6 protein-coding genes are annotated in these 6,047 nt (G+C 48.6%); all 6 read left to right on the top strand.

Annotated elements, in window-relative coordinates:
* Positions 1-353 precede the first annotated feature (353 nt).
* The 6 genes from VIN66_RS11135 to speD all read left to right on the top strand — a co-directional run bounded on the left by VIN66_RS11135 (position 354) and on the right by speD (position 6,022).
* Complete coding sequence (locus VIN66_RS11135; RefSeq protein ID WP_331924063.1) at positions 354-1,571, top strand: aspartate aminotransferase family protein; 1,218 nt, start codon at positions 354-356, stop codon at positions 1,569-1,571.
* 94 nt (positions 1,572-1,665) lie between these two features.
* The gene (gene astA / locus VIN66_RS11130; RefSeq protein WP_331924062.1) at positions 1,666-2,682 is read left to right on the top strand and encodes an arginine N-succinyltransferase; all 1,017 of its coding nucleotides are present in this window, start codon (positions 1,666-1,668) and stop codon (positions 2,680-2,682) included.
* Positions 2,683-2,713: 31 nt separating this feature from the next.
* Entirely contained in the window at positions 2,714-4,183 is a 1,470-nt protein-coding gene (astD, locus tag VIN66_RS11125; RefSeq protein ID WP_331924061.1) for a succinylglutamate-semialdehyde dehydrogenase, read from the top strand.
* A 118-nt stretch (positions 4,184-4,301) separates the two neighbouring features.
* Positions 4,302-4,649, top strand: coding sequence for a DUF3802 family protein (locus VIN66_RS11120; protein WP_331924060.1), 348 nt, complete (start codon positions 4,302-4,304; stop codon positions 4,647-4,649).
* Between the two features lie 83 nt (positions 4,650-4,732).
* Complete coding sequence (locus VIN66_RS11115; RefSeq protein WP_331924064.1) at positions 4,733-5,164, top strand: OsmC family protein; 432 nt, start codon at positions 4,733-4,735, stop codon at positions 5,162-5,164.
* A gap of 51 nt (positions 5,165-5,215) precedes the next feature.
* Positions 5,216-6,022, top strand: coding sequence for an adenosylmethionine decarboxylase (gene speD / locus VIN66_RS11110; RefSeq protein WP_134051985.1), 807 nt, complete (start codon positions 5,216-5,218; stop codon positions 6,020-6,022).
* The last annotated feature ends 25 nt before the right edge of the window (positions 6,023-6,047 follow it).

Genomic DNA, 6,047 nt, shown 5'->3' with positions numbered 1-6,047 from the left:
AGATACTTAAGCAGACCAATCTGAAACGGCTGGGAGTTGAAATTTAATAAAAAAATCTGCGCCATAAACATGCAACCGCCAATGTTAATCAATTAACCATTATTATTTGGCTGCGCACCGGTTGAGGTATCACTGCACAGATGGTTTGGAAAAAAGCCGCCGTCTGTTATTGCTGCGTACTTATTCAGTTCATATGCAAATCTATCTGTAGCCCTTGAATTTTCTGGCTTTAGGCACTTTATGTCAGCAAGACAACGTCAATTTATTCTGCAATAATGCAGTTCACTACGCTTTGATAAACAGCTGATAATACGGCTAAACACAACATCCCTGACACGAGAGAGGAGTGGAAAATGACCGGCGAGCTACAGGTAAATCGCGCTTTGTTTGATGAGGTAATGGTTCCTAATTACGCCCCTGCAGGTGTGATCCCTGTTAAAGGTGAAGGCTCCCGTGTGTGGGATCAGCAAGGCCGTGAATATGTTGACTTCGCAGGCGGCATCGCAGTGAGCAGCCTGGGACATTGCCATCCGGCTCTCGTTGGTGCACTGACGTCGCAGGCAAACAAGCTGTGGCATTTAAGTAACGTCATGACGAACGAACCTGCGCTGCGTCTGGCAAAGAAGCTGGTTGATGCGACATTTGCAGAAAAGGTCTATTTTGCCAACTCGGGGGCAGAAGCCAACGAGGCCGCATTTAAACTGGCCCGGCGTTGGGCACTGGAGCAGTATGGTGCAGAAAAAGACCAGATCATTTCGTTTGGAAAAAGTTTCCATGGCCGCACGTTTTTCACTGTGACGGTAGGTGGGCAAGCCGCATATTCTGACGGTTTCGGCCCTAAGCCGGGTGCGGTGCTGCACGCAGAATTTAATAACCTGGATAGCGTTAAGGCGCTGATTTCAGACAAAACCTGTGCAGTGGTACTAGAACCCATTCAGGGCGAAGGCGGCATTATCCCTGCGACAAAAGAATTTATTGAAGGGGTGCGTGCACTTTGTGACCAACACAAGGCGCTGCTGATTATGGACGAGGTGCAGACGGGCGTTGGCCGTACCGGTAAGCTGTACGCATATATGCACTATGGCGTGACGCCGGATATTCTGACGACCGCGAAATCGCTCGGCGGCGGTTTTCCTGTCGGTGCCATGCTGACCAGCACAGAGATTGCTCAGCATCTGAAAGTGGGTACCCACGGCAGCACTTATGGTGGTAATCCGTTGGCCTGTGCTGTAGCCGAAGCGGTAATTGACACAGTTAATCAACCGGACGTTCTGGCTAAGGTGCTGCAAAGTGAAAAACTGTTCCGACAGCATTTGGCGGCAATAAATGAGAAGTACCAGGTGTTCAGCGAAATCCGCGGTCAGGGTATGTTGCTTGGTGCAGTGCTGAATGACAAGTTTAAAGGCCGTTCACGTGAATTTTTTCTGGCATCAGCAGATCATGGGCTGATGGCGTTGGTTGCTGGTCCTGATGTTGTGCGTTTTGCGCCCTCTCTGGTTATTACCGAGGCCGATATTACTGAAGGCATGCAACGTTTTGAACAGGCGGTTAAACAGGTCGTTTCTGCCTGAATGAAGAAAAGTTAAGCAGCGTGAAGACTGCATGAAATGAAGCTACGGGGCGCAAGCCCCGAAAAACTATAAAGCAAAAATGGAGTAAGCGACGATGATGGTGATTCGCCCAATCCGTGCGGATGATTACCCGGCGCTGTATGATATTGCAGTGGAGTCAGGCCACGGTTTTACTTCACTGCCGGTAAATGACGAGCTGCTGATGCGTAAAATCAGCCGCTCAGAGCAGTCATTCAGTAAGAATGTCAGCGGTCCCGGTGATGAGGGGTACTTATTTGTACTTGAAGACACCGAAACCGGCGAAATTTGCGGTACCAGTGCTCTGGAAGCCGCGGTGGGGCTGGATGATGCATTTTATCATTACCATTTGGGTAAGGTTGTTCACAGCTCACGTTCTCTTGGCGTATACAAAACAGTAGACATCCTGACGCTGTGCAATGATTACACGGGTGTTAGTGAATTATGTACCTTGTTCCTCAGAGAACAGCGCCGGGAAAAAAACAATGGCCGCCTGCTGTCAAAAATGCGCTTTTTGTTTTTGGCAGAGTTCCCGCATCGTTTTTCTGAGCGGATCATTGCAGAAATGCGTGGCGTATCGAATACCGATGGTAGTTCGCCATTCTGGCAGTGGTTGCAGGAGCATTTCTTCAGCGTGGATTTTCCTACTGCAGATTATCTGACTGGCATTGGCCAGAAGGTATTCATCGCCGAGCTGATGCCGAAGTACCCTATTTATGTTAGTTTGCTGAGCAAACAGGCGCAGGCTGTTATTGGCCAGGTACACGAGAAAACAAAACCTGCGCTGGCATTGTTACAGGCTGAAGGTTTTTCCAGCCGGGGTTATGTTGACATTTTTGATGCCGGCCCTACGGTTGAAGCGCGGGTAGAGCATATTCGCTCAGTGCGAAACAGCCGGCGTTTACAGGTACACATCGGCAAAGTGGAACAAGGCCAGCCGTATTTGATAAGTAACACACAACTTGAAGGCTTCCGGGCAACCTGGCTGGAGCTGGATATCAACGAACATAGCGAGCACGTCACTCTACCTTCTGCAGTTGCTGCTGCACTGCACGTTAATGCGGGTGACTGGGTGAGGGTGAGCCGTATATGAGCGGCCAGCCCGGGTTTAACAGGGGTATATAATGAAACACGCGGAACAGTTTATTAATGGTCAATGGGTGCACGGAGACGGCGCACAGTTTAACTCCCTTGACCCGGCAAAAAATGTGCAGATTTGGCAGGGCAACGCTGCGACTGTGCAGCAGGTTGAACAGGCCGTTGAAAGTGCCCGTCAGGCGCAATACCACTGGGCTGGCTTGAGCTTTGAACAGCGCGTGGAAGTGGTAAAGAAATTCGCTGGTTTACTGAGTGACAATAAAGAAGCCATGGCTTTGTCTATTGCGCAGGAAACCGGTAAAGCGCTGTGGGAAGCCCGCACGGAAGTAGCGGCAATGGTTGGCAAAATAGATATCTCTGTTCGTGCTTATCAGGAAAGAACCGGCAACAAAGAGAATCCGATGCCACAGGGGCGTGCGTTTATCCGTCACAAGCCACACGGCGTCGTGGCGGTTTTTGGCCCCTATAATTTCCCTGGACATCTGCCCAATGGCCACATAGTGCCGGCGCTGCTGGCTGGTAACGCAGTGTTGTTTAAGCCCTCAGAGCTGACGCCTAAAGTGGCTGAAGATACAGTGAAACTGTGGCAACAGGCCGGTATTCCGTCTGGCGTATTAAGTTTGCTACAAGGTGAAGTAGACACCGGCAAAGCCATCGCAGGTCATGATGGCATTGATGGTATTTTCTTTACCGGCAGTTCGCGCACCGGACATTACCTGCATCAGCAGTTTGCCGGCCGGCCGGATAAAATTCTGGCGCTGGAAATGGGCGGCAACAACCCATTGCTGGTACAGGATGTCAGCAACATCGATGCAGCGGTGCACGACATCGTGCAATCAGCGTTTATTTCTGCTGGCCAGCGCTGCACTTGTGCCCGCAAACTGTATTTGCCTGTCGGTGAGCAGGGCGATGCTATTTTGGCGCGGTTACTTGAAGTCAGCCGCAACATTAAAGTGGGTGTGTATGATGCGCAGGAACAACCGTTCATGGGCTCGATGATTTCTGTCGCCGCCGCTAAAGCTATGTTGTCAGTTCAGCAGCAGCTGGTGTCGCTAGGCGGTAAAGTGTTACTGGAAATGCAGCAGCCGGATGCGGAAACTGCATTGGTAACGCCAGGTATTATTGAATGTACCGATGTAAAAGATTTCCCGGATGATGAGCACTTTGGCCCACTATTGAAAGTCTTCCGTTTTAGTGACTTTGACCAGGCCATCGACAGTGCCAACAGTACCAAATTTGGGTTGTCTGCCGGCCTGCTCAGTGACAGTGCTGAGCTATATCAGCATTTCTTCCGCCGCATTCGTGCCGGTATAGTCAACTGGAACAGACCTATTACCGGCGCAAGCTCAGCAGCACCTTTTGGTGGCATTGGTGCCAGTGGTAACCACAGGGCCAGTGCGTATTATGCCGCCGATTATTGTGCGTATCCGGTTGCTTCTGTTGAGCTGGAGCAAGTCGTTATGCCTGAGCAACTGTCGCCAGGGCTAAGTTTCTAAGCAGACACAAAATAAATCTTATCGGGGCTCTCGCCCCGATTTGTTTTCTGAGCTGCTTTTTGCTTAAATAACTAAAACTTATTGGTGTTCCTACCAGCAGCCAGGTGTAAAACAACTTATGGTCACAGACAAACCCGGATATGAGCATTTAATCCAGTTTCTGACAGAACATTTGTCGTTATTTGAGCAAAGCGGTAGTGGAGAAACTGATAAGACTATAGGTGTGATACTGGAAGAGTCTATTGCAGAACAGATCATTAGCCTCTGTACGCAGCATACCGAGTTGGAAATGAATCACCGCAGTATGATTATCCGCGAAGTCGACGGCATTATGTATGATTTCCAGGAGGTGCTTTCGAGCGTACTGGAAAAAAAAGCTACTGCTCAACAAGCCGAACTCATTAATGAAATTTCACTATTAATCAAAAACCTGTTTGATAACGCCATCGCCGATTTACTCGATTAACCTCAACTACTCCGCAAATTTGCTAGATACCTGCGTCGCTTTTACGTAGAATATCGGCCTTATTTTTCTGGCCGGGGGCTATGATGGAAGCGAAAGTCAAGTGGCACGACAATAATACCTTTATCGGTCATTCCGGTAGCGGTCATGCTGTAGTTTTTGATGGTAATAAAGATAACAGTGTTGCACCCAGCCCAATGGAAATGGTGTTAATGGCGGCCGGTGCTTGTTCCTCTGTGGATGTGGTCAGCATTTTACAAAAAGCCCGGCAACAAGTAGTTGGCTGTGAAGTGCAACTAAGCGCAGAGCGCGCTGAAACTGTACCCAAAGTGTTTACAAAGTTGCACCTGCATTTTGAAGTAACAGGCTTTGGCGTAAGTGAAAAGCAGGTCGAACGGGCAGTTCAGCTGTCAGCAGAGAAGTACTGTTCTGTATCTATTATGTTATCTGGCAGTGTTGCAGTAACGCATTCTTTCAGTGTGAAGGAATCAGCGTTGAAACCGGCAGCACAGCAATAGTCATTATTTAGTTTATAACCGGCAAGCGGTTTTTTGCGGAGACAATGTTAAGTGGTTAAGCCTTTTGAAAAATTGAAACTACACGGGTTCAATAACCTGACGAAAAGCCTGAGTTTCAGTCTTTATGACATTTGCTATGCTAAAACTGAGCAGCACCGGCAGGAATACATTGAATATATTGACGAGCAGTATAATGCTGATCGTCTGACGGACATACTGACTGAAGTGACTGATATCATCGGTGCTAACATTCTGAATGTGGCCCGGCAGGATTATGATCCTCAGGGCGCCAGTGTAACGATACTGGTTAGTGAAGAGCCGGTGCTGGTTGACCCGGATAACTCTGAAAACCCCGGCCCGCGGCCTGACGCTGTCGTTGCGCATCTGGATAAAAGCCATATTTGTGTGCACACTTATCCTGAAGTACACCCACATGATGGCATCTGTACTTTCCGTGCCGATATCGAGGTATCAACCTGCGGTATTATATCGCCACTGAAAGCACTGAACTTCCTGATCCACAGTTTTGAGTCTGACATTGTGACTATTGATTATCGGGTAAGAGGGTTCACCCGCGATATCAGTGGTACCAAGCACTATATTGACCACCCAATCACGTCGATTCAGAATTTTATGGATGACGATACCAAGCGCGCTTTTCAGATGATAGATGTCAATGTTTATCAGGAAAACCTGTTTCACACCAAGATGATGCTAAAAGAAGCTGATCTGAACAACTATCTGTTCGGTATGGGGACGGATTCGATGACGGCTGAAGAGCAGAAAACGATCAGCAAAAAAGTCTTCCGCGAAATGCGCGAGATTTTCTATGGCCGCAATCTGCCAGATATGAAATAAGTTATACAGCAGAGCGGCTGTTCTA

The organism is Rheinheimera sp., from assembly GCF_036568245.1.
Classification (GTDB): Bacteria; Pseudomonadota; Gammaproteobacteria; order Enterobacterales; family Alteromonadaceae; genus Alishewanella.
This window is presented reverse-complemented; position numbering and strand designations above follow the sequence as displayed.

Coding starts and splice junctions, on each gene's coding strand:
- VIN66_RS11135 (WP_331924063.1), top strand. CDS start 354: ATGACCGGCGAGCTACAGGTAAATCGCGCTTTGTTTGATGAGGTAATG.
- astA (WP_331924062.1), top strand. CDS start 1,666: ATGATGGTGATTCGCCCAATCCGTGCGGATGATTACCCGGCGCTGTAT.
- astD (WP_331924061.1), top strand. CDS start 2,714: ATGAAACACGCGGAACAGTTTATTAATGGTCAATGGGTGCACGGAGAC.
- VIN66_RS11120 (WP_331924060.1), top strand. CDS start 4,302: ATGGTCACAGACAAACCCGGATATGAGCATTTAATCCAGTTTCTGACA.
- VIN66_RS11115 (WP_331924064.1), top strand. CDS start 4,733: ATGGAAGCGAAAGTCAAGTGGCACGACAATAATACCTTTATCGGTCAT.